Consider the following 22,196-nt stretch of genomic DNA (forward strand, 5'->3'; position numbering starts at 1 on the left):
GTCAGCGAACGACAAGGAATTTTCATGGCAAGCCAGGCTGCCGAAGCTCGTCCGGATGCATCCGGTCAGAATATATCGCAAGATTCAGCGCCCGATGCGGTGACCGTTCGCTTCGCCGGCGACAGCGGCGACGGCATGCAGTTGACCGGCGGGCAGTTCACCCTGTCCACCGCGCTCGCTGGCAACGACCTTGCGACCTTTCCTGACTTTCCGGCGGAAATTCGGGCGCCGCAGGGCACCTTGTTCGGCGTTTCGGCCTTCCAGATCAATTTCGGCAGCCGCCGCATCAACACGGCAGGTGACGCACCCGACGTACTTGTCGCGATGAACCCTGCGGCGCTGAAGGTGAACCTCGACGCGCTGAAGCCGGGGGGGCTGATCATTGCGGACACGGGCGAGTTCACGAAGCGCAACCTCGACAAGGCAAAATACGACAGCAATCCGCTGGAAGATGGCAGTCTTGCAAAATGGGATCTGCTGGCCTTCGACATCTCCGAACTGACGGTTGAGGCAGTGAAGCCCTTCGGCCTCGGGCGCAAGGATGCGCTGCGGTCGAAGAACATGTGGACGCTGGGGCTTGCCCTTTGGATGTTCGATCGTCCGCGCGAACCGATTCACCAGTGGTTGAAGGAAAAGTTTCGCAGCAAGCCCGACATTGCGGAGGCGAATATCGCCGCGCTGGATGCCGGTCACGCCTATGGCGAGACTGCGGAGCTCGCTGGTCCTCTGAAGCAGGTGCATGTTCCGCCGGTCGAAAGCGCGCCGGGCCTTTACAAGACCGTAACGGGTGCGGAATCGATTTCGCTCGGCCTTGTTGCCGGTGCGCAGCTGGCCGAACTGCCGATGTTCTTCGGCGGCTATCCGATCACCCCGGCGAGCGCGATCCTGCACCATTTGTCGCGCCTGAAGGAATTCGGCGTCACCACCTTTCAGGCCGAGGACGAGATCGCCGCGATCTGTGCTGCGATCGGCGCGTCCTATGCCGGTCAACTTGGCGTCACCTCGTCCTCCGGTCCCGGTATTGCTTTGAAGACCGAGGCGATGGGCCTCGCCATCATGACCGAACTGCCATTGGTCATCGTCAATTCACAGCGCGGCGGCCCCAGCACCGGCCTGCCGACCAAGACCGAGCAGAGCGATCTGTACCAGGCCGTCTATGGCCGGAATGGCGATGCGCCGATGCCGGTGATCGCAGCCCGCAGCCCCTCCGACGCGTTCGAATGCGCGATCGAAGCGTGCCGCATCGCGGTGCAATATATGACTCCGGTGATGCTGCTGACGGATGGCTATATCGCCAATGCGGCGGAGCCGTGGAAAGTGCCGGATCCTGCTGAATTCGAGCCGTTTCCCGCGACCTTCCTGCAGGAGAAGAATGCAGGTGAGGAACTGCTGCCCTACGCCCGCGATGAAAACGGCAAACGCCCGTGGATCAAGCCCGGCACACCCGGCCTGATGCACCGGATAGGCGGTATCGAGAAGGCGCAGGGCACCGGCCACATCGACTATTCCCCCGCCAATCATCAGGCGATGACGGATGCACGTGCGGAAAAGATTTCCGGCGTTACCGTACCCGATCAGGAAGTCGCGCTGGGCTCCACGTCGGGCAAGCTTGCGGTAGTCGGCTGGGGATCGACCTTCGGGCCTATCCACCAGGCTGTCGGCAGGGCACGTCGGGCCGGTATGGACGTGAGCCATATTCACGTTCGTCATATCTGGCCGCTGCCTGCCAACCTCGGCGATCTGCTGCGCAGCTACGATAATGTACTGGTGCCGGAAATGAACACCGGACAATTCAAGACCGTTCTGCGCGACCAATATCTGGTGGACGCCCGGCCGCTTACCAAGACGAGCGGTCAGCCGTTCTCCATCACCGAACTGGAAGCGGCGATCGGCAAGTATTCCGACGGTATCGACGGCAATGAAGGCGGCGAAGTGCCCGTCAACGATACGCAGCTTCCCAGCCCCGAGGCGATGAACCCATGAACGCTCCTGTAAAGATCGAAACCACGTTGAAGGATTGGGAAACCGACCAGGAAGTACGCTGGTGTCCCGGGTGCGGCGACTATGCCATTCTGAAGGCGGTGCAGCGCACCCTGCCGCAGATCGGTGCCGATCCTGCCAACACCGTGTTCATTTCGGGCATCGGCTGTTCGAGCCGGTTCCCCTATTACATCGAAAGCTACGGTTTCCACACGATCCACGGCCGCGCACCGGCGGTGGCGACCGGGGCCAAGCTCGCCAATCCGGATCTGGACGTGTGGCTGGTCACGGGCGACGGCGACGGGCTGTCCATCGGCGGCAACCACATGATGCACGTGCTGCGGCGGAATGTGGACATGCAGATCATGCTGTTCAACAACGAGATTTACGGCCTTACCAAGGGGCAGGCGTCGCCCACCAGCCGCGAGGGGACGCGCAGTCCGTCCAGCCCGCTCGGTTCGGTCGATCATCCTGCCAACCCCTGCGCCTTTGCATTGGGATCGGGTGCGCGCTTCGTTGCCCGCGGGTTTGACGTGTCGAAGAAACTACCCGACGTGCTGGTTGCAGCTCACGCCCACAAGGGCGCAGCCTTCATCGAGATCTTTCAGAACTGCATCGTCTACAACAAGGATGTGTTCGACGACTTTGCCGCGCCGAAGGGTGCCGAGGAACGGCAGCTATGGCTTGAGAACGGCGAACCCATGCTGTTCGGGTCGGAAAAGACCGGCGGCGTCAAGGGATTGGCTCTCGACGCTGCGGGTCCGGGCCTGAAGGTTGTCACTGTCGAGGATGACGACTGGCAGGCGGCTGGCGTGGTGGTCCACGACGTGACCAATCGCATCATCGCCCATATGCTCGCCGAACTGCCCTTCGGACCCTTCCCAATGCCTTTGGGCGTGCTCTATGACGATCCGCGGCCTACCTTCGAGGCCGCTGTCGCCGAAGAAAGGCGCCGCGCCAGCGAAGGAAAGGTAGCAAGCCTCGCCAAGCTGCTGGCGAAGGGGCAGACCTGGACGGTGGACGGCACGGCAGCCGACCCGATCTGATCGCTGCACAAGCGCGCTGAGCTATGGACAATCTGACGCATGGCCTCGTCGGCGCGCTGATGGGGCAGGCGGGGCTGAAGCGGCGCACCGGCCTTGCCATGCCGGCGTTGATCATCGGGGCGAACCTGCCCGACATCGACGCTGCCTGTACCATCTACGGAGTGCAAAGCCTCGCCATGCGGCGCGGGCTTACGCATGGGCCGCTCGCCTGGATCGTTCTGCCTGTTCTCCTGGCGGCGCTGCTCTATGGCTTCGACCGCTGGCAGGCGAAACGCGGCAAGCGGCCTGCAGGACGGCTGCCGGTCCATTTTGGCTGGCTGTGGGCGCTGTCTTTTGCTGCCTGCCTCACCCATCCGGCTCTCGACTGGCTGAACGTCTATGGCATCCGCCTGCTGGAGCCGTTTTCCAGCCGCTGGTTCCACGGGGATATTCTCTTCATCATCGATGTCTGGCTCTGGCTGGGGATGGGGCTGGCGGTCTGGTTCTCGCTGCGGCGCGAGCGCAAGACCGGCAGCGACTGGCGTAAACCCGCCCGCGTGGCGCTTGCTGGCGCAGCGGCCTATATCGGCGTGAATGCGCTGATTACTGCGCGAAGCGAGACGGCGGTGCAGGATGCCCCCACAGGCGCTGCAACCATCATCGCCAAGCCAGTGCCGCTCGCTTTCTGGCAGCGAGAAATGGTGACGGGCGGCGCTGGGTTGTATGCGGTTGAAGGACAAGCTTTGCCCGGCGTGCCGCTTGCCGCCTGCAATCTAGACGGTGCCGCGGCTCGCGATCCCGATGTGCGCGCATTCCTCTTCTGGTCGCAGGCGCCGTTCGTCGAATCCGGTGCGGACGGCGTGTTGCGGCTGCGCGATGCACGTTTCTACGATCCGCTTGCTCGCGACCGGTTCACAGTTTCCCTGCCGCCGGGAGCCTGCCCCGGGATTCGCTAGCATCGGCGGCGCGATCCAGGAAGGGCGCGGCCATGAAGGCGCAAGCCGCGCCGCCCAGAAAGCCGGCCAGAACGTCGCTCGGGTAATGCACGCCAAGCCAGACACGGCTGAAGCCGACGAGCGCGGCGACGAAGATCGCAGCGCACAACAGAGTCGGCCGGAGCTGGCGATTATGTGCCGAAAGCGCGAAGGCTGCCGCGATGAAGACCGTCGCCGAATTGAACGCGTGGCCGCTCGGGAAGCTGAAACCTTCTGCATGAATCAAATGTGGAACGATGTCGGGGCGCACCCTCGAAAACAGCAGCTTCAACGCATAGCCGATGCCCCATCCGCCCAGAACGGTGGCTGCATAAACAACCGCGATCTTCTTGCGCCCAAGGGCGATGAACGTCGAGGCAAGGACTGCAGCAAAAAGCAGTCGCACTGTCACTCCGCCCAGTGCCGTATTGTCGCGCACGGCCTCTAGCATGCGGGGGTGCGACTGCCAGGGGGAGCCATCCCCGCCGCGCCAATAGGCAAGTCCGGCGCCATCCAGAATGCTCAGCGTCTGCCCGCCGAAGGCGAGCACAGCCAGCATCGCGAAACCGGCCCAGCAGATGAGAGCTACCCTGGCAGCCATGGGCCAGCCCCGCTTCACGATCCGAAAACCAGTTGCTGGGCCGGGTAACGCTTGTGCTGAACATCCATCGTTGAAGGAACCGCTCGCCTCGTCCACCTGTTCCGAACGCAAGCGATGAAACCGGAGATTTCCCTTGAGCAGCGATGAACCCGCCCCCCAGATCGTCTGGCTGAGGCGCGATTTGCGCCTTGCCGATCAACCCGCGCTTTATGCCGCTGGACAGGCTGGTCCTGTCATTCCGGTCTATGTCCTTGACGATGAGAGGCCGGGAAATCGTGCCTTCGGCGGCGCGCATCGCTGGTGGTTGCATCATTCGCTGGATAGCCTCGGCACGGCATTCGCAGCTGCAGGTTCGAAGCTCGTGCTGCGCAGGGGTGACGCCGTGCAGGTCCTCGTGGGCATCGCGCAGGAGACGGGCGCGACGGCAATTCATGCGATCCGGCATTATGAACCCTGGTGGCGGGATGCCGAGGAAGAACTCGCCGAGGCATTGCATGATATTGGGGCAGGCGCCGAAGAGCCGGTGTGCCGGTTCTGCCTGCACGATGGCAATTACCTGCTACCGCCGGGCACCGCGCAGACCGGATCAGGCAATCCGTACAAGATCTACACGCCGTTTTCCAAAGCCGTGCTGGACCAATTTCCTCCGCGGGACGCCCTGCCGCAGCCCGGCAGTATCGGGGCGCCGGAGAAATGGCCGGAAAGCGACGCGCTGGCAGACTGGAAGCTGTTGCCAACAAAGCCAGACTGGGCGCAGGACATGGCAGGATTCTGGCAGATCGGCGAAGCGGCGGCGCACGACAGGCTGAAATGCTTTGAGGACGATGTCGCCCGCTATGACGACAGGCGCAATCTGCCGTCCGAGGACGGATCGTCGCGCCTTTCGCCTCATCTCCACTGGGGGGAAATTTCGCCGGTGCAGGTCTGGCATGAATTGAAGGGGCGGCGCGGCAATGGGTGGGCAACGTTCGAGAAGGAACTGCTCTGGCGCGATTTCGCGCAAAATCTGATTTACCAGTTTCCGAGCTATTCCGAAGAGTCCTACCGTGACAGTTTCGACAGGTCGCTGTGGCGCAATCCCAATCGCGGGCACATGATCGAAGCCGAGCTGGAAGCCTGGAAGCGCGGGCAGACAGGCTACCCCATCGTCGATGCCGGCATGCGCCAACTGTGGGCGCTCGGCTGGATGCACAACCGCGTTCGCATGATCACCGCCAGCTTTCTGATCAAGCATCTGCTGATCGACTGGCGGCATGGCGAGCGGTGGTTCTGGGACACGCTGGTCGATGGCGACTACGCCTCGAATGGCTGTAATTGGCAATGGGTTGCCGGAACGGGTGTGGATTCCAACATGTTCCCCCGCATCATGGCGCCGCTCAGTCAGAGCGAGAAGTTCGATGCGGGCAATTACATCCGCGAATGGGTGCCTGAACTCGCCGGTTTACCGGACGATCAGATCCACGATCCGGATGATGAACATCGACCTGACGAATATCCGGCAAAGCTCATCGGACACCGGGAAGCGCGTGAACGGGCGCTGCAGGCCTATCGAGAGATGAAGGAAGATTGACTGCAAGGCTGCTTTTCAAAAGTCTGGCATCTTGCTCGCGGGCCGGTCTGAGGCCATAGGACGCGGCATGATCGGGGCGGACAAGATTGCGGAGACGAAGGGACGCGTGCGGACTGCAAGCCCGCAGGCGCTGGTCGGCAGCGGGACTCGTTTTGCCGGAGGGTCCGGCTGGCTCGCCCGCAGGCTTGCGCCAGGATTTCACCGCATCCTTGACCGGCTCGACAAGGGGATCGAGGAAGGCGCGATCCACGGGCATCTGCCCGACGGAACCACGCGGGTGCTGGGCGGGCGCAACCCGGGGTTCGTCGTTACTGTCACTCTGCACGACTGGCGTGCGCTGGTGCGCCTCGCCACGGCAGGTTCGATCGGCTGGTATCAGGCCTGGGCAGCCGGCGAATGGGAGGCTGACGATATGGTTGCCCTGTTCGCCCTGTTCATCGCCAATGGCGAGACGCTGGGTGATACCGGCAGGGCCAGCGGGCCGTGGCGGCTGGCCCTGAGGTTTGCTCATTGGCTCAACCGCAATACCCGCTCGGGATCGGCTCGGAACATCCACGCCCATTACGATCTCGGCAACGATTTCTACCGTGAATGGCTGGGTCAGAGCATGGTCTATTCCAGCGCCATGTTCGGCACGGATGCCGCGCCGAGCCAGATGCAGCAAATGCTGAGCGAGCTCGACTATGCGCAGCTTGCGAAGGTTACCGCCATGTTGAACCGGGTGGAGGCGCAGCCCGGCGACAGTCTGCTGGAGATTGGCTGCGGCTGGGGCATGCTGGCCAATGCTGCCGCAATGAGCGGGGTAGAGGTTGATGCGATCAGCCTTTCTGACGAGCAGCTCGGCTTCGCGTGCGAAAAGCGCGAGGCGGGCGCAAGCAATCCCGATTTCTTGAAATGTGACTACCGCGATGTTTCGGGGCAGTACGATGCCATTATCAGTGTGGAGATGGTGGAGGCGCTGGGCCGGGAGTACTGGCCGACTTTCATGGATTGCATATCCGACAATCTGAAGCCGGGCGGAAAAGCCGCGATCCAGTACATCTCGATGCATGAAAACCTGTTCGATGCTTACGCCTCCAGCGCCGATTTCATCCAGGCTTACGTCTTCCCCGGCGGATTGCTGGTGCGAACCAGCGAGTTCCGGCGACTGGCCGAAGAACGCGGGCTGCGCTGGGAAAGCCAGCATGATTTCGGGCTAGACTATGCCGAAACGCTGGCGATCTGGCGTGAGAATTTTGATGCTGCCGTCGCGGAAAAGCGTCTGCCGACGGAGTTCGACGATGTTTTCGTCCGTCTGTGGCGCTATTATCTGCAATATTGCGAAGGCGGATTCCGCGGCGGCGGCATTAATGTGCATCAAGTCACGCTGGTCAGGGAATGATCAGGGGTAAAAAAGGGGGAACGGATCATGAGAGGCATTGTGAAGGGCATTGGCGCCGCGATCATCGGCAGTCTGCTGGCAAGTTGCGCGGCCGTCACGGATATGCCGCCGGGCGCTGCGTCCAGCAATGCCGTCCGCATGTCCATGCCGCCCGCCAGTGTCACGCCTGCCGATCAGAACGTGCTGTTCTGGTCCGACGCGGAAAGGCAGGACCGGTTCCCTGGCATGGAGCGCTGGTTCCCCGGTCATGAGGTCGAAGCTGCGCCGTCACCGCGCCCGTTGCCGCCGGGCGACGCCTTGCCAGCTGAACTGCAAGCAGATCTGCGTGCTTTCATGGCGGAGACCAATGCGGCAGGTGTGATGATCCTGCAGGACGGCAAGGTCCGCTTCGAAGATTATACCCCAGGCTTCGGCCCCGAACAGCGCTGGACCAGCTTTTCCGTTGCGAAGAGCTTTACCTCCACGCTGCTGGGTGCTGCGATTCGCGATGATTCTATCACCAGCCTCGATGACAGTGTCGCAATATATATCCCGGAGATGCGAGGCACGCCTTACGAGGACGTGACGGTGCGCCAGCTTGCCACGATGACGTCAGGCATTCGCTGGAACGAGGATTACACCGACCCGAACAGCGACGTCGCCCGCATGGGCACCTATCCGGCCGCGCCCGGCGAAGACCAGATCGTCAACCAGCTCCGCACCTTGCCGCGCGAAGCCCCCGCGGGTGAGAAGTGGGTCTACAAGACCGGCGAGACCAATCTGCTGGGCGTCCTGGTCGAACGAGCGACCGGCACCAGCCTGGCCGAATATGCCAAGGATAATATCGTCGACCCTGCGGGTTTTGCCGGCGACATGTTCTGGATGGTCGAGCAGGAAGGACGGAATATCGGCGGATGCTGCCTGTCGCTCAGGCTGGCGGATTATGCGCGCTTCGGGCAATTCGCCCTCGAGGGCGGAGGCGATCAGGTGCCGGAGGGCTGGTTTGCCGCAGCAACCGCTCCGCAGGTCAGATTTTCCGACGATGGTGCGGGCTATGGATATCAGTGGTGGACTTATCCCGAGTCCTCGTGGGGCGCACGGGGTATCTTCGGGCAGTTCATAACGGTCTTGCCGGAGCAGGATATCGTCATCGCCGTCGTCAGCAACTGGGAAGGGGCAACCGACAGTACGGCGCGCAAAGCCCTGCAGGACCTCGCCTTGCGGATTGGAGCAACCGCGCCTTAGGCTATCCTGCGGCTCAAATCGGCAGTTCAGCTGACGCTGCGATAGACCGTGCCGACCTGATATCGGGCCAGCACGTTGTCGTGCACGATCGGGCTGAGCAGTTCGGCGAAGGCGCAGCCGACGATGCAGTTTTCCCACCAGACGACTTCGCATTGCAGCGATTGCAGGCCTGGCATGGTAAGCCAGCACATCTGGCCGACATGCATCCGGTTGATCGCCGCAGCTGAAAAACCCGAGATGGAAAGGTCATGCACGACCGTCTGGAACGCGCGTCCGCCCGACGCGCGAAGCTGGCCGGGGATCGTCAGCCTTGTTCGCGGGGAGCAGCGGTCTTCCTGGGCTGCGGTTTGGTAGCTGTCCTGAACGGCGAGACCTTCACGGTTGCCGTAATCCCCATATGCATCCTGCATGCGTAATCCCTCCAGCTTGCAAACAGCCTTTCGCTCACCCTTCGCGACAGGCTTTGCAAGTGATGACGCATGCTGCTTACCGGCGAGTTACGCGCCAGGGTTAAGAGGAATTAACAACCCGCTCGCGGTGACCGGTGGAGAAATCCTCCGTCAGCAGATTGGCAATGCGTTCACCCACGATTTCAGCGGGCTTCACCGTCTTGGGGTCTTCACCGGGATAGGCCTTGGCACGCATGGAAGTGCGGGTCGCGCCGGGATCGACAATGGCGACTTTCACCTCGCTGATCCGCTCGACCTCCTGCGCGTAGCAGTCCAGCAAGGTCTCGAACGCCGCTTTGGTTGCGGCATATGCCGACCAATAGGCGCGCGGCTCGGTCGCCACGCTGCTGGTGAGGCCGATCACTCGGCCAACATCGGCGCGCTTCAACACGGGATCGAACGCGGCGAGCAACGCCTGTGTCGCAAGGATGTTCGTCGTGATGGCTTGGCCGAACTGCTTCGGTTCGACCTGGGTAACCGGCGTCAGGGTCGGCAGGTATGCGGCGGAGATAACAAGCGCATCCAGCCGGTCCCAGCGCCCCGCGATCGCGCTGGCCAGGCGGGCAATCCCATCGGGCTCCCCCAGATCGACAGGCGCGATCGTCGACGCGCCGCCAGAACCGTGAATTTCGTCCTCCACCTTTTCAAGCGCCTTCACGTCGCGTCCGGTCAGCACGACATGCGCGCCCCTCTTCGCCAGCGCCATCGCCGTCGCGGCCCCGATTCCTCTGCTAGCCCCGGTCACAAGCGCAAGCTTGCCGTTCAGCGTTTCCATTCCAGACAATTATGCAACCTTGTGAACAGGGAAGGACAGTTGCGCGGCCGCTTCGTGCCGGGCGTGAAGATCGGTCAGCGAGGTCGGATAGTCGCCGGTAAAGCAGGCATCGCAAAATTGCGGGCAAGCCTTGTTGCGCGGCTTCGATCCGACGGCGCGGTAGAGCCCGTCGATGGAAACGAAGGCAAGACTGTCGGCCTTGATGAATTCGCGCATGGGCTCCACTTCCATGCGGGCAGCCAGCAGTTTCGACCTTTCAGGCGTATCGACGCCGTAGAAGCAGCTGTGCGCCGTAGGCGGGCTGGCGACGCGGAAATGCACTTCGCTTGCGCCCGCATCGCGCATCATCTCGACAATCTTCATGCTGGTGGTCCCGCGCACGATTGAGTCGTCGATCAGTACGATGCGCTTGCCTTCGACCAATCCGCGATTGGCGTTGTGCTTCCGCTTCACGCTGGAATGGCGAATGCTGTCCGACGGCTGGATGAAGGTGCGCCCGACATAATGCGAGCGGATGATGCCGAGTTCGAACGGAATGCCCGATTGCTGGGCGTAACCGATCGCCGCAGGCACGCCGCTGTCGGGAACAGGGATGACGAGGTCCACATCCGCCGGGCTTTCGATGGCAAGCTGTGCACCGATGGCTTTGCGGGCGGAGTAGACGCTGCGCCCGTCGAAAACGCTGTCGGGGCGGCTGAAATAGACATGTTCGAAGATGCAAGGTCGTGACGGATTGTTGCCGAACGGGCGTAGTGATCCGATCTCTCCGTCGAAGTTCACGCGCACGACTTCGCCCGGATCGACCTGCCGGACGAATTCCGCACCGGTGACATCGAAGGCGACCGTCTCGCTGGCAAACAGCACGGCATCGCCCAACCGGCCCATTACCAGTGGCCTGATGCCGAGCGGATCGCGGCAGGCAATCATGCCTTCCGGCGTCATGACGATGAGCGAATAGGCCCCTTCGACCATGCGCAGGGCATCGGTCAGCCTGTCGATCAGCGTGGGATAGCGGCTGGTCGCGACAAGATGGATGATGACCTCGGTGTCGGAGGTCGACTGGAAGATCGCGCCCCGCTTCACCAGATCGTCGCGCAGCATCTTCGCATTCGATATGTTGCCATTATGCGCAACCGCGAAACCGCCGGCAGCGAGATCGGCATATAGCGGTTGGATGTTCCGCAAACCCGATCCGCCGGTGGTGGAATAGCGGACATGCCCCGCCGCCATGAAGCCGGGCATTTCCGCTATGGCTTCGCTGGAAGAAAAATTATCGGCGACATGGCCCAGCCCGCGACGGGCGAAGAACTCCGTCCCGTCATAGCTGATGATGCCCGCCGCTTCCTGCCCCCGGTGCTGCAGCGCATGCAGGCCAAGCGCCGCGACTGCCGAAGCGTCGGCGGCGTTGATGGCACCGAACACTCCGCACTCTTCGCGAAGCTTGTCTCCATCCAGGTCCAGGAAAGGATTGGTAAGATTCATACGGGGTGCCTGTGGTGCCTGCCTGCCGGCGGTTTAAACCATGCCGTGCGCAATGGCGATGTTGCGGTTCAATTACAACCGTCGTGGTGACTGGAGCATGTATGAATCGCCTCGGGGCAGCGCGCTTACGAAGAACATTTGTTTGCGGAGTTAGCAAAGCTTGCCTAGATGCTTCTCGCACGCCGCGCATCCGCGCATCTGACGTATTCCAAACCGAAAAGTCCCGCAGCCTTGATCCTTTCCCCTTTCGAATGGACGATTGCCAAACGATACATGCTGCCCGGCAAGGGCGAGGCATTCATCGCCCTGGTTGCGGGAATCAGCGTGGGCGTGGTCATGCTCAGCGTTGCGATGCTGGTCATCGTGATGAGCGTGATGAACGGTTTTCGTGCCGAATTGCTCGACAAGATCGTTGGCCTGAACGGTCATGCGATCGTGCAGGGCTACGCAGGGCGGATCGACAATTGGGAAGGCGTGCTGGAGGACATCCGGAGCACACCCGGCGTCACCAGCGCCAGCCCGCTGATCGAACAGCCGCTGCTGATCACCTTCAACGGACGCGCAGAAGCGGTGATCGTGCGGGGCAATACCGCTGAAGACATCGACCAACTCGAAGAGAATGTCGTCGCGGGTGATTTGAGCGAGGTTGAGCCCGGATCCGGCACGGTGGCCATCGGGGCGCGGCTGGCGGAAAACATCGGGGCGGCGGTGGGCAGCACCGTGACGGTGATCAACCCGCAAGGGCGATCGACCCCATTCGGAACGGTGCCGCGTCAGGTCGGCTATCGCATCGCGGCCATTTTCGAGGTCGGCGTTTACGATTACGATCAGGCTTTCGTGGTCATGCCCATCCCCGATGCGCAGACACTGCTGCTGATCGGCGACCAGATCGGCACCATAGAAGTGACGACCGAGGATGCCGACAATGTCGACGAAATTCTGGCGCCGGTAACCGCGCAGCTTGCGGGAAGAGCGCAGGTGTCCAGCTGGAAGGTCATCAATTCAACGATCTTCGAAGCGCTCGAGGTGGAACGTGTCGCGATGTTCTTTGCCCTGTCGATCATCGTTCTGGTGGCTGCATTCAACATCCTGTCGAGCCTTGTCATGCTGGTTCGCGCCAAGACACGGGATATAGCCATCATGCGGACAATGGGTGCGTCGAGGCGTAGCCTGCTCAAGATTTTCGTCACCACCGGTTTCGTGATCGGCGCTGTTGGAACTGTTGCGGGCCTCGCTCTCGGCTTCCTCGTGTTGTTCTTCCGGCAGAATATCGTCGGCGCCATCGGGGCGGTGACCGGGCAGAATCTGTGGGATCCGCAGGTCCGGTTCCTTTCCGAACTGCCGTCCAAGACCGATCCTGCCGAAATTATCGGCATCAGCGTACTTGCGCTCGGCCTGTCGTTCCTCGCCACGCTCTACCCCGCGATGAAGGCGGCAAGCACCGATCCCGTCCAGGTTCTTCGCTATGAATGATGTAAGCACGGCCAGCCGGACGAGCGGAGAACCCGTGGTGCGCCTGCGCAATCTGACGCGCTCCTTCGAGCAGGGCGGCGTCCGCATCGATGTCTTGCGCGGCGTTAATCTCGACATGGCGCAGGGAGAAATCGTCGCATTGCTCGGCCCGTCGGGGTCGGGCAAGTCGACGATGCTGCAGGCGGTGGGTCTGCTGGAAGGCGGCTTCGGCGGCGGGCTCGAAATTGCGGGCGTTGAGGCGGGCAAATTGCCGTCTGACGGGCGAACCGCATTGCGGCGCAATCATCTTGGCTTCGTATACCAGTTCCATCATCTGCTGCCCGATTTCAATGCGCTGGAAAACGTCGTTCTCCCGCAGCTTGTCGCAGGCAAACCGCGCGCGGCGGCAGAAGAGCGCGCCGCATCCGTTCTCGGTGCTCTGGGGCTTGAACACCGGCTGGATCACCGTCCAAGCCAGTTATCAGGTGGGGAGCAGCAACGCGTTGCTGTGGCCCGCGCCGTTGCCAACCGGCCCAAGCTGGTGCTGGCTGACGAACCTACCGGCAATTTGGACGAAAAGACTTCGGATCGCGTCCTGGCGCAGTTCCTCGAACTGGTGCGGGAAGAGGGTAGTTCCGCGCTCGTTGCCACGCATAACGAAGGGCTCGCTGCCCGAATGGACCGGGTAGTGCGCCTGCACGAAGGTTTGCTCGAATAAGGAACCGCAGGGCGGTCGCCGCGGTTGATGAGGAAAGAACCAAATTTCGGGAACCATCTACATGACCGACCATCCCAGTACCTACAGTGCCGACGACACTTTTCGTGAGGGCGTCCAGTGGGACGACCGCGCTTCCCTGCATATTGCACATGACGGGCAAGGAATTTTTGATTCCATGAAGGGCCTTCGCCGGGGATCCTTGGCGGAACTCGTTGCGCAGGTCGCGTCCATGCCGGAAGAAGAGCGCCGGAAATATGTGATCCAGAAAGCGGGCGACCACAAGCTGGGCAATGCCGAGATCATGGCGCTGGCGTCGCGGGACGACTTTCCGCTAAAGTAGGCAAGGGCGCTTTGCCCGGCCCACGATCGGATCCGCGCCATGACGAGCATCGCTGATTTTTCCGCCAGGCTGCCGGACGGCACCAGCCGCAGTCTTTCCGACTATGCGGGCAAGGTAGTCCTGGCCGTAAACACGGCCAGCCAATGCGGCTTTACCAAGCAGTACGAGGGTCTGGAGCAGTTGCAGCGGCGCTTCGGCGATGCCGACTTCACGGTGCTCGCGTTCCCCTGCAACCAGTTCGGCGGACAGGAACCTGGCGATGCCGACGAGATCGCCGAGTTCTGCCGGGTGAATTACGACACCAGCTTTCCGCTAATGGCGAAAATCGACGTCAATGGAGACGGAGCCGACCCGCTGTTCGCCTGGATGAAGGCGGAGGCGCCGGGCCTGCTCGGGAGCAAGCGCATCAAGTGGAACTTCACCAAGTTCCTCATCGGGCGAGGCGGGAAAGTCGTGCGGCGTTACGGGCCTGCAGACAAGCCGGAGTCGATCACTGGAGATATCGAGCGAGAACTGAAGGCATCGGGTCGATCAGATGATTGAGGGTGCGCAAGCCTGGTTCCTGTCGCTTGGCACCGAATACGGCGTCAATCCCTGGATCTTCGGCGCGATCTACATCGGCGCGATACCGTTTTTCCTTCTGTCAATTGCTTGGCTGGTGCGCCGCGCACGGGCAGGGCAGTCCACCGTCGCCCCGGCGATGCTGGCCGGTTTCTTCTTTGTTTCAGCCTATCTTTATCTCGCCATAGCAGGGCGCAATATTCCGCTCTGGGTCTGGCTGTTCCTGGCCCTGCTTGTCGCCTGGGGCGCGTTCACGACCATTCGCGACACGCGCGCCAAGATGGCGGCAGCGAAGATCGATGCTGAAGGATCCATGCGGCAGGACGACAAGCTTCCGTAACTGTCGACAGACCTGTGCAAACCGGAAGCCCGGTGGCGTCTGCCGGATTGCCCTTCGCCTGCAATTCCCTACTTTGTGCGAATGGCCAGACACGCTCCTTTCGTCCCCCTTCGCATCTTGTCGTCCTATTCGATGCTGGAAGGCGCGATTGACCCGAAGGACATCGCAAAACTGGCAAAAAAGCGCGGTTTTCCCGCCGTGGCCATCTGCGACCGCAACGGCCTGTACGGCGTAGTCGCTTTCGCCGCCGCCTGCTTCAAGGAAGGCGTGCAGCCGATCATCGGCACGTTGCTGGGCGTGGCGCGTGACGCTGCGGGCAAGCAGGTCGATTACCTGCCGCTCTATGCACAGGACGAGGCCGGCTATGACAACCTCTGCCACCTGGTGAGCAAGGCGCATCTCGACCGCCCGCTTGAGTTCGAACCACATGTAGCACTTGCCGATCTCGATGGCCGAACCGACGGGCTGATCGCGCTGAGTGGAGGCAGCGAAGGGGCTATGTCCCGCCTTTTCGCTGAAGGTCAGCGCAAGGATGCGGAGGCCATGTGCGACCGCTTGCAGAAGCTGTTCCCCGGCAATTTCTATGTTGAACTATCACGCCGCGACAATCCGGTGCAGGACAGGGCGGAGGAAGCGCTGGTCGACCTCGCCTACGCCCGCGATCTTCCGCTGGTCGCCACCAATCCGGCCAATTTCGCGGAGGCGCATTTCCATGCCGCGCACGATGCCATGCTCTGCATCGCGAATTCCAGCCAGATCGATGCCGACGACCGCGTCCGCTCCAATCCCGAAAGCTACGTCAAGACCGCCGATGTCATGGTCGAAGCGTTCGACGATCTGCCCGAGGCCATCGAAAACACGCTGACCATCGCCCGGCGCTGCGCCTTCGCGCCGCCCAGCCGCGCACCCATTCTGCCAAGCCTCGCTGGCGATCTGGAAGGCGAAGCGCGGATGCTGGCCGAGGATGCCCGGGCAGGGCTGGAGGCGCGGCTTGCCCCATACGGTGAACTGAGCGCCAAGGAGCGGAAGGTTTATGACGAGCGCCTGGCGTTCGAGGTCGACGTGATTACCGGCATGGGCTTTCCAGGGTACTTCCTGATCGTTGCCGATTTCATCAAATGGGCCAAGGACAACGGCATTCCGGTCGGCCCGGGCCGTGGTTCGGGTGCAGGCAGTTTGGTGGCATGGGCGCTCACCATCACCGATCTCGACCCGATCAGGCTGGGGCTGCTGTTCGAACGCTTCCTCAACCCCGAACGCGTTTCCATGCCGGACTTCGACATCGATTTCTGCGAAACCCGCCGGGGCGAGGTCATTCGCTACGTGCAGAAGAAATATGGCGACGATCACGTTGCGCAGATCATCACCTTTGGCAAGATGAAGGCGCGCGCCGTGCTGCGCGACTGCGGGCGCATCCTGCAGATGGGCTACGGCCATGTCGACCGTATCTGCAAGATGATCCCGAACCATCCGACCGATCCGTGGACGCTGATGCGGACGCTGAACGGTTCGGCGGAATTCAAGCGCGAATATGACAATGACAATGACGTGAAGCGGCTTGTCGACCTTGCCATGCAGCTTGAAGGCTTCCCCCGTAATTCCAGCACACATGCGGCGGGCGTCGTCATCGGCGATAGGCCGCTGGCGAAGCTGGTGCCGCTGTACCGTGATCCGCGATCTGACATGCCGGTCACTCAGTTCGACATGAAATATGTCGAGACCTCGGGCCTCGTGAAATTCGATTTCCTGGGCCTCAAGACCCTGTCGGTCCTGCGCAAGGCGGTGGATCTGCTGGAAAAGCGCGGCATCCCGATCGACCTTTCGAACCTGCCGATGGAGGACGAGACCGTCTTCGCATTGCTGCAGCGGGGCGACACGGTCGGCGTTTTCCAGCTTGAATCCGAAGGCATGCGCCGCACGCTTGCAGCGGTGAAGCCGACCAATTTTGGGGACATCATCGCGCTCGTGTCGCTCTACCGGCCCGGGCCGATGGACAACATTCCGCTGTTCGGCAAACGCAAGAATGGCGAGGTCGAGATCGCCTATCCGCACGGCAGACTGGAAGGCGTTCTGGCGGAAACCTACGGCATCTTCGTCTATCAGGAACAGGTGATGCAGGCGGCGCAGATCCTGGCGGGTTATTCGCTGGGCGATGCCGACCTTCTGCGCCGCGCCATGGGCAAGAAGGTTCAGGCCGAGATGGATGCGCAGCGCCAGCGCTTCGTCGACGGCTGCCGCCAAGTTTCGAACATCGAGGCAAAGCAGGCGAACGAACTTTTCGATTTGATCGACAAGTTCGCAGGCTACGGCTTCAACAAGTCGCACGCCGCTGCCTACGCCCTGCTCGCCTATCAGACGGCTTGGCTGAAAACGCATTACCCGCACGAATTCTACGCCGCATCCATGTGTTTCGACATGCACCAGTCGGAGAAACTGGCGATTTTCGTCGACGATGCCCGGCGGGCCGGGATCGAAGTCACGCCTCCCGATATCAATCGCAGTGAGGCGGAGTTTACCGTCGAACAGACGGATGAAGGCTATGCCGTGCGCTATGCGCTGGCAGGGCTGCGGAATGTCGGCGAAAAGGCGATGGAGAGTATCGTCGGCGAGCGCGAGGCGGCAGGATGGTTCGAAAACCTCGAGCAATTATGCGAAAGATTGCCGGCAGGATCGATGAACCGCCGCCAGATGGAGGCGCTGGCCTGTGCAGGCGCTTTCGACCGGCTTGAGCCGAACCGCGCCAAGGTCTTCGAGAATGTCGAGATGCTACTCGCCGTCGCCGACGCTGCCGAGCGGGAGCGCAACAGCGGGCAGGTGGCTCTGTTCGGCGGTGACGACAAGCAGGACGCGGCCCTGCGGCTGAAAGACACGCCGGAATGGACCCGGCCCGAACGGATGGACCGCGAGCGGGAGACCTTCGGCTTCTTCTTTTCCGCCCATCCCGTGCAGCAATATCGCGTGGTCGCATCGGCAAACGGTGCCCGCAGCTATGCCAGCCTGATGGAAGGCGGCGCGCCGGGGGGCAGGGCACCCGCCGTCATGGCGGCGATGGTCGAAAGCGTGAAGCGTGGCCAGACGCGTCGCGGTGCCGACTTCATCCGGGCGGAGTTCTCCGACCAGTCCGGACAGTTCAGCGCCGCCTGTTTTGAGGAAGGGTTGGTAGAACAGTTCCAGAAATGGGCGGCGGAAGGCGTGTGCGTATTGCTTAATGTAGAACTCGACAGCCCAAGCCCCGACGAACCGCCGCGCATCACCGTTCGTGGTGCCCGTCCGCTGGAGGATGTGAAGAGCAGATCGCGCATGGCGCTGACGATGGAGGTTCGCAACGAAGCGGCTTTGCTGGCTCTGCGCGACGCGCTTGCACCAGGAACCCCCGGCATGGGCGAAGTGACGATCACCTTGCAAGCCAGCGGCGGAGAACGACCGAGCCTCCGCCTCGGCAGCGATTATGCCCTGGATGGAGAACTGGCCGAACGGCTGGTCGAGATTGACGGGCTGGAGAATGTCTCGCTGTCAACCAAGCGTGGACCCGCCCATCTGCGCCTCGTCGCCTAATCGTCGGTGAACACAGGCTCCGCCATATTCGCGACCTCACTCCTCCGGCGGAACAGCGGGGTGTAGCGGGCAACCAAGGTGATGATCGTGGGCACCAGCATGGTGTTGATTAGATCCTTCACGTGACCGGCAGGATTGATGGCCGCGTCATATTTAAAACTGTCGCTGATGTCCCACAATTCGCCCAGAATGGCCGCTGCGATGACCATCAGCAGCGGCCCGATGTTCTATGCCCGCCAGCCGAACCACAGGCTGCTGCCGAAGAATACTGCCAGCGAAACATAGATGTGCAGGGCATCCTTGCCGAGCCCTGTACCATCGATGAGGACGATCTTGATATCCTGAAACATGGCAAGCGCCATAGGCCGATTGCCCTGCCGCACAAGCGTTGCCATAGTGCGGCAAAATGACAAACGGGAGAGGACGATGAAAATGCCCAGCCTTGGCGCCATGCAGGATTGGTCGCTGGTGGTGACCCATCTAGTGGATCACGCCGCACGCGAACACGGAAATCGCGAAATCGTCACTCGCTGGGCCGATGGTAGCCAGACCAGAACCGACTGGTCGGGCATTCGCCGCGACGCGCTGAAGATGAAGCAGGCGCTTGAACGCCTCGGCATCGGGCGCGGCGACCGGATCGCGACGCTGGCGATGAACCATGCGCGCCACCTCGTCAGCTGGTATGGTGCGGTTGGGGCAGGGGGCATTCTCCACACGATCAACCCGCGCCTGTTCGAAGACCAGCTTGAATATATCGCCAATCATGCAGAGGACCGCGTGATGCTCTACGATGCGGCCTTCAAGCCGCTGGTCGAGAAGATGAAGACGCGCTGGACCACGATCGAACATTACATCTGCTATGACGATGGCGAGTTCGAAGACTGGATCGGCTCGGAAAACGCGGAAACCGCCTGGGCCGAAGTGGACGAGCGTGACCCGTGCATGTTGTGCTACACCAGCGGCACGACGGGCAATCCGAAGGGCGTGCTCTACGAACACCGCTCGACCATGCTCCATGCTCTTTCGGGCATGCAGCCCCACGCCTTCGACTTCGATGCCAGCAGCGTCATGTTGCCGGTCGTGCCGATGTTCCATGCTGCCAGCTGGGGCCTGCCGTGGACGGGAGCCGCTGCGGGAGTGAAGTTCGTTTTCTCCACCGTGAACGAGCCTGAGGCGCTTTACGAATTGATGCGCGAGGAGAAAGTTACCGACAGCGCGGGTGTGCCGACCGTCTGGCTAGGCATTTTCCAATATTGCGATGCCAACGATCTCCCGCTGCCCGATTTGCAGACCGCTACCATCGGCGGTTCGGCTGCGCCGCGGTTCATGATCGAGCGGTTGATGAAGAACGGTACCCGCGTCGCTCACGCTTGGGGCATGACCGAGACAAGCCCCATCGGCACGGTAGGCGCGCCCACCCATGACTGGGCTGAAAAGAGCTTCGACGAGAAAGTGTCTATTGTCGCCATGCAGGGAAGGCCCGTCTTCGGCGTAGAACTGCGGACGGTAAACCTGGATGACATGACGACCGAACTGCCGCGCGACGGCAAGACCTCGGGCGCTCTGCAGATTCGCGGCCCATGGGTTGTGAAGCGCTATTTTAAGGCGGACGAGGACGCTACGAATGCGGAGGGCTGGTTCGACACAGGGGATGTCGGCATCATCCATCCCGACGGCACACTGCAGCTGACCGACCGCACCAAGGACGTGATCAAGTCCGGCGGGGAATGGATCAGCTCGGTCGAACTTGAGAATGCCGCCGCTGGGCACCCCGCCGTGGCGGAAGCTGCCGCGATCGGCATGGCGCATCCGAAATGGGACGAACGTCCGGTCCTGTTCGTAGTCCAAAAGCAGGGCAAGAGCGTCACGGCAGAAGAACTGCGCGCCTACCTTACCGATCACGTGGCGAAGTGGTGGCTGCCCGATGCCATCGAATTTATTGACGAAATCCCGCACACGGCAACCGGCAAGATCAGCAAGAAGGATTTGCGCAAACGTTTCAGCGACTATGTTCTGGAGGATGCATGATGACCAGCCATATTGACCCCACGCGCGAAGCATTCAACGCCTTCAAGGCACTGCCGCGCGACCAGCCGATACACATGCTGAACCTGCTGCTCTATCGTGACGAGGCGCACTACCCCGAAGGGCATCATAACGTTGGGAAGGGCTGGACTGGTAGGGAGGCCTATGCGGAATATGGCCGCACCAGTGGGCCGATCTTTCGCCGGGTGGGCGGCAGTGTCGTCTGGCGCGGCGCTTTTCAGAACATGCTGACCGGTCCCGCCAGGGAATGGCACGATGGGTTTGTGGCGGCGTATCCCAATGCAGGGGCTTTTCTGGAGATGGTGACGGATCCCGAATATCAGAACGCGGTGGTCAACCGGCAGGCCGCGGTAGAGGACAGCAGGCTGATCCGCTTTTCTCCGGGTGAGCCGGGGGGCGATTTCGGCTGAAGATGGGCAGGACCGGGTAGTGTCATCCGCTGCTAAAGAGGTGCTCATGAGACCTGCGGATCACTACCTAGACAATCCGTCGCAGTGCGGTTCGGCACCTAATCATCCCCCATGCCCGTCGCTCTAGACATTACCGCACGTCTATTTGTTCGCCGCCTAGCTACCGCCTCGAGGAGCGCACGCCGGTATAACTCGCAGACGCAGCTATCACGATCAGGATGCCGGCTACCTCTTGCAGCGACCGCCAACTAAAGTCAGGTGCCCCGCCACCGAAAAATTCGTCAAGGTGGTGAAATGATGCGGCCCGCAGCAGGACGAATAAAGCGATGAAACAGAGGCCACACACGGCCATCCGAACAGAGAGGGGCATACGCCTAAAGAACCACAGCATCGCAGTTGCCGCCAACAGTGTCGCCACTCCCAGCGCCAGGACGAATGCATACTGCACTTTCCGGTGCTCTCCGTACCAGCCATTCGCCTTAGCATGAGCTCGACCAAGGGATGTGAGTAGGGTTTGCAGGTCTAGCAACTCGTTGATGCCGAGCATGACCAGTAGAAATGCTGTCGTCCGCCAAAAGAGTGCGTCCCGCGCTTGTCGACTGCGCCTCGCTCTTTCAGCGGCTCGAACGGACAGCAGGGCAGCAAATAGATAGGCTGCAACTGTCACCCAGTCGGCCAGATCTGCTTCTCGAATGGACGAATACCACTCATCGATCACCCCGGATGTTCCTACGTAAGTCATTTTACCCAGCAGCTCCTATGGGTACCGTTAGGTGCTTATGCACGTTAACGTCCTTTGCGCCTGCAGAAAGAGAGCGTCTCACTTCTGACCGTTGCAGCTGATGGTTACCTGCAGGGATGCTTTAAAAACCGAGATGAGAGATAACTTGTGATGAGGCTGCCAGAAATTTACCGGATTATGACGCCGGAAAAGCCTGTCTCGCAGACGTGTGTTTAGCGCGGAACTGCGCGTCTAGGAATTACAGGAGCAGCTTCCTAAATCCGCGACGATAAAACAGCCCCAGACTGAGACATCGCCTGAAGTTGAGCTTGAGGAAGGTTTATTAAGATTTACCGAGTTCGTATCGGAACATCCGGCTCTGTCGCCCAGTCGCTTGATTTGAACCGAGCAATCTTGCTTTTAGGAGAAGATCAATGACAAAGTTTGCTTTCTTGTTTACTGCCACCGCGTTGTCTGTGTCTGCCGCTGTTCCCGCAAGTGCGGCAGTGATCATTTACGATTCTCCGGGCGCTGTCCAGCCCTCTGAGAACGTCTTGTTCCAGACCGCGAACCAGACGGGCACCACTGTTGA

At 61.4% G+C, this 22,196-nt stretch carries 21 protein-coding genes; 14 read left to right on the top strand and 7 right to left on the bottom strand.

The features are described from left to right. The first annotated feature begins 24 nt into the window (after nt 1–24). From G7A66_RS08185 to G7A66_RS08195, 3 genes are read left to right on the top strand one after another with little or no spacing between them, the layout of a single operon-like run. Nucleotides 25–1,983, top strand: coding sequence for a 2-oxoacid:acceptor oxidoreductase subunit alpha (locus G7A66_RS08185; protein WP_174295227.1), 1,959 nt, complete (start codon nt 25–27; stop codon nt 1,981–1,983). Continuing rightward, a complete protein-coding gene (locus G7A66_RS08190; protein WP_174295189.1) occupies nt 1,980–3,026 on the top strand; it encodes a 2-oxoacid:ferredoxin oxidoreductase subunit beta in 1,047 nt (348 codons plus the stop codon). The genes G7A66_RS08185 and G7A66_RS08190 overlap by 4 nt, the downstream gene beginning before the upstream one ends. Before the next feature lie 23 nt (nt 3,027–3,049). Beyond that, nucleotides 3,050–3,961, top strand: coding sequence for a metal-dependent hydrolase (locus G7A66_RS08195; protein WP_174295190.1), 912 nt, complete (start codon nt 3,050–3,052; stop codon nt 3,959–3,961). On the opposite strand, the gene G7A66_RS08200 is transcribed toward G7A66_RS08195, so the two are convergent. Beyond that, the gene (locus G7A66_RS08200; RefSeq protein ID WP_174295191.1) at nt 3,918–4,580 is read right to left on the bottom strand and encodes a phosphatase PAP2 family protein; all 663 of its coding nucleotides are present in this window, start codon (nt 4,578–4,580) and stop codon (nt 3,918–3,920) included. The two genes, G7A66_RS08195 and G7A66_RS08200, sit on opposite strands and share 44 nt — an antisense overlap. A 133-nt stretch (nt 4,581–4,713) precedes the next feature. On the opposite strand from G7A66_RS08200, the gene G7A66_RS08205 reads away from it, so the two are divergent. The 3 genes from G7A66_RS08205 (at nt 4,714) to G7A66_RS08215 (ending at nt 8,755) form a co-directional block, all read left to right on the top strand. Then, complete coding sequence (locus tag G7A66_RS08205; protein ID WP_174295192.1) at nt 4,714–6,150, top strand: cryptochrome/photolyase family protein; 1,437 nt, start codon at nt 4,714–4,716, stop codon at nt 6,148–6,150. A gap of 67 nt (nt 6,151–6,217) precedes the next feature. Further along, nucleotides 6,218–7,531 carry an SAM-dependent methyltransferase gene (locus G7A66_RS08210; RefSeq protein ID WP_174295193.1) on the top strand — a complete coding sequence of 438 codons (1,314 nt, stop codon included), beginning with the start codon at nt 6,218–6,220 and terminating at the stop codon, nt 7,529–7,531. A gap of 27 nt (nt 7,532–7,558) precedes the next feature. After that, the gene (locus G7A66_RS08215; RefSeq protein WP_174295194.1) at nt 7,559–8,755 is read left to right on the top strand and encodes a serine hydrolase domain-containing protein; all 1,197 of its coding nucleotides are present in this window, start codon (nt 7,559–7,561) and stop codon (nt 8,753–8,755) included. Nucleotides 8,756–8,781: 26 nt separating this feature from the next. Here the strand turns inward: G7A66_RS08215 and G7A66_RS08220 are convergent, their stop codons facing one another. The 3 genes from G7A66_RS08220 to purF all read right to left on the bottom strand — a co-directional run bounded on the left by G7A66_RS08220 (nt 8,782) and on the right by purF (nt 11,461). Further along, nucleotides 8,782–9,165 carry a PilZ domain-containing protein gene (locus tag G7A66_RS08220; RefSeq protein WP_174295195.1) on the bottom strand — a complete coding sequence of 128 codons (384 nt, stop codon included), beginning with the start codon at nt 9,163–9,165 and terminating at the stop codon, nt 8,782–8,784. Nucleotides 9,166–9,265: 100 nt separating this feature from the next. Continuing rightward, a complete protein-coding gene (locus tag G7A66_RS08225) occupies nt 9,266–9,979 on the bottom strand; it encodes an SDR family NAD(P)-dependent oxidoreductase (RefSeq protein WP_174295228.1) in 714 nt (237 codons plus the stop codon). Nucleotides 9,980–9,988: 9 nt separating this feature from the next. Further along, nucleotides 9,989–11,461 carry an amidophosphoribosyltransferase gene (gene purF / locus G7A66_RS08230; RefSeq protein WP_174295196.1) on the bottom strand — a complete coding sequence of 491 codons (1,473 nt, stop codon included), beginning with the start codon at nt 11,459–11,461 and terminating at the stop codon, nt 9,989–9,991. A gap of 231 nt (nt 11,462–11,692) precedes the next feature. Here purF and G7A66_RS08235 point away from each other — a divergent pair, with 231 nt between their 5' ends. The 6 genes from G7A66_RS08235 to dnaE all read left to right on the top strand — a co-directional run bounded on the left by G7A66_RS08235 (nt 11,693) and on the right by dnaE (nt 18,427). Further along, nucleotides 11,693–12,934, top strand: a complete 1,242-nt coding sequence (locus tag G7A66_RS08235; RefSeq protein ID WP_174295197.1) for a lipoprotein-releasing ABC transporter permease subunit — start codon at nt 11,693–11,695, stop codon at nt 12,932–12,934. Next, nucleotides 12,927–13,631, top strand: coding sequence for an ABC transporter ATP-binding protein (locus G7A66_RS08240; RefSeq protein ID WP_174295198.1), 705 nt, complete (start codon nt 12,927–12,929; stop codon nt 13,629–13,631). The genes G7A66_RS08235 and G7A66_RS08240 overlap by 8 nt, the downstream gene beginning before the upstream one ends. 61 nt (nt 13,632–13,692) lie before the next feature. After that, nucleotides 13,693–13,971: a hypothetical protein gene (locus G7A66_RS08245; RefSeq protein ID WP_174295199.1), complete on the top strand. Its 279-nt coding sequence runs from the start codon at nt 13,693–13,695 to the stop codon at nt 13,969–13,971. A gap of 39 nt (nt 13,972–14,010) precedes the next feature. After that, nucleotides 14,011–14,514 (top strand): glutathione peroxidase, encoded by a 504-nt coding sequence (locus G7A66_RS08250; RefSeq protein ID WP_174295200.1) that lies wholly within the window; start codon nt 14,011–14,013, stop codon nt 14,512–14,514. Continuing rightward, a complete protein-coding gene (locus G7A66_RS08255; protein ID WP_174295201.1) occupies nt 14,507–14,872 on the top strand; it encodes a hypothetical protein in 366 nt (121 codons plus the stop codon). Before G7A66_RS08250 ends, G7A66_RS08255 begins: the two co-directional genes overlap by 8 nt. 81 nt (nt 14,873–14,953) lie before the next feature. Beyond that, the gene (gene dnaE, locus G7A66_RS08260; protein WP_174295202.1) at nt 14,954–18,427 is read left to right on the top strand and encodes a DNA polymerase III subunit alpha; all 3,474 of its coding nucleotides are present in this window, start codon (nt 14,954–14,956) and stop codon (nt 18,425–18,427) included. Here the strand turns inward: dnaE and G7A66_RS08265 are convergent. Together G7A66_RS08265 and G7A66_RS13950 are read right to left on the bottom strand one after the other, a co-directional pair. Next, the gene (locus G7A66_RS08265; RefSeq protein ID WP_174295203.1) at nt 18,424–18,636 is read right to left on the bottom strand and encodes a hypothetical protein; all 213 of its coding nucleotides are present in this window, start codon (nt 18,634–18,636) and stop codon (nt 18,424–18,426) included. The genes dnaE and G7A66_RS08265 overlap by 4 nt on opposite strands. An 18-nt stretch (nt 18,637–18,654) precedes the next feature. Next, entirely contained in the window at nt 18,655–18,822 is a 168-nt protein-coding gene (locus G7A66_RS13950; RefSeq protein ID WP_206675124.1) for a hypothetical protein, read from the bottom strand. Between the two features lie 37 nt (nt 18,823–18,859). Between G7A66_RS13950 and G7A66_RS08270 the strand changes: the two genes are divergently transcribed. Next, nucleotides 18,860–20,455, top strand: a complete 1,596-nt coding sequence (locus G7A66_RS08270; RefSeq protein ID WP_174295229.1) for a long-chain fatty acid--CoA ligase — start codon at nt 18,860–18,862, stop codon at nt 20,453–20,455. Further along, complete coding sequence (locus G7A66_RS08275; RefSeq protein WP_206675125.1) at nt 20,452–20,883, top strand: DUF1330 domain-containing protein; 432 nt, start codon at nt 20,452–20,454, stop codon at nt 20,881–20,883. Before G7A66_RS08270 ends, G7A66_RS08275 begins: the two co-directional genes overlap by 4 nt. A 160-nt stretch (nt 20,884–21,043) precedes the next feature. Here G7A66_RS08275 and G7A66_RS08280 read toward each other — a convergent pair whose 3' ends face one another. Continuing rightward, nucleotides 21,044–21,601 carry a hypothetical protein gene (locus G7A66_RS08280; protein WP_174295205.1) on the bottom strand — a complete coding sequence of 186 codons (558 nt, stop codon included), beginning with the start codon at nt 21,599–21,601 and terminating at the stop codon, nt 21,044–21,046. Between the last annotated feature and the right edge of the window lie 595 nt (nt 21,602–22,196).

The organism is Alteripontixanthobacter muriae, from assembly GCF_013336795.1.
Taxonomy (GTDB): Bacteria; Pseudomonadota; Alphaproteobacteria; order Sphingomonadales; family Sphingomonadaceae; genus Pseudopontixanthobacter; species Pseudopontixanthobacter muriae.

Bases quoted from the DNA above. Each gene is read 5' to 3' on its own strand.
- G7A66_RS08240 (WP_174295198.1), top strand. From the start codon at position 12,927: ATGAATGATGTAAGCACGGCCAGCCGGACGAGCGGAGAACCCGTGGTG.
- G7A66_RS08220 (WP_174295195.1), bottom strand. From the start codon at position 9,165: ATGCAGGATGCATATGGGGATTACGGCAACCGTGAAGGTCTCGCCGTT.
- dnaE (WP_174295202.1), top strand. From the start codon at position 14,954: ATGGCCAGACACGCTCCTTTCGTCCCCCTTCGCATCTTGTCGTCCTAT.
- G7A66_RS08245 (WP_174295199.1), top strand. From the start codon at position 13,693: ATGACCGACCATCCCAGTACCTACAGTGCCGACGACACTTTTCGTGAG.
- G7A66_RS08190 (WP_174295189.1), top strand. From the start codon at position 1,980: ATGAACGCTCCTGTAAAGATCGAAACCACGTTGAAGGATTGGGAAACC.
- G7A66_RS08255 (WP_174295201.1), top strand. From the start codon at position 14,507: ATGATTGAGGGTGCGCAAGCCTGGTTCCTGTCGCTTGGCACCGAATAC.
- purF (WP_174295196.1), bottom strand. From the start codon at position 11,461: ATGAATCTTACCAATCCTTTCCTGGACCTGGATGGAGACAAGCTTCGC.
- G7A66_RS13950 (WP_206675124.1), bottom strand. From the start codon at position 18,822: ATGGCAACGCTTGTGCGGCAGGGCAATCGGCCTATGGCGCTTGCCATG.
- G7A66_RS08250 (WP_174295200.1), top strand. From the start codon at position 14,011: ATGACGAGCATCGCTGATTTTTCCGCCAGGCTGCCGGACGGCACCAGC.
- G7A66_RS08200 (WP_174295191.1), bottom strand. From the start codon at position 4,580: ATGGCTGCCAGGGTAGCTCTCATCTGCTGGGCCGGTTTCGCGATGCTG.
- G7A66_RS08210 (WP_174295193.1), top strand. From the start codon at position 6,218: ATGATCGGGGCGGACAAGATTGCGGAGACGAAGGGACGCGTGCGGACT.
- G7A66_RS08270 (WP_174295229.1), top strand. From the start codon at position 18,860: ATGCCCAGCCTTGGCGCCATGCAGGATTGGTCGCTGGTGGTGACCCAT.
- G7A66_RS08185 (WP_174295227.1), top strand. From the start codon at position 25: ATGGCAAGCCAGGCTGCCGAAGCTCGTCCGGATGCATCCGGTCAGAAT.
- G7A66_RS08215 (WP_174295194.1), top strand. From the start codon at position 7,559: ATGAGAGGCATTGTGAAGGGCATTGGCGCCGCGATCATCGGCAGTCTG.
- G7A66_RS08265 (WP_174295203.1), bottom strand. From the start codon at position 18,636: ATGGTCATCGCAGCGGCCATTCTGGGCGAATTGTGGGACATCAGCGAC.
- G7A66_RS08195 (WP_174295190.1), top strand. From the start codon at position 3,050: ATGGACAATCTGACGCATGGCCTCGTCGGCGCGCTGATGGGGCAGGCG.
- G7A66_RS08275 (WP_206675125.1), top strand. From the start codon at position 20,452: ATGATGACCAGCCATATTGACCCCACGCGCGAAGCATTCAACGCCTTC.
- G7A66_RS08225 (WP_174295228.1), bottom strand. From the start codon at position 9,979: ATGGAAACGCTGAACGGCAAGCTTGCGCTTGTGACCGGGGCTAGCAGA.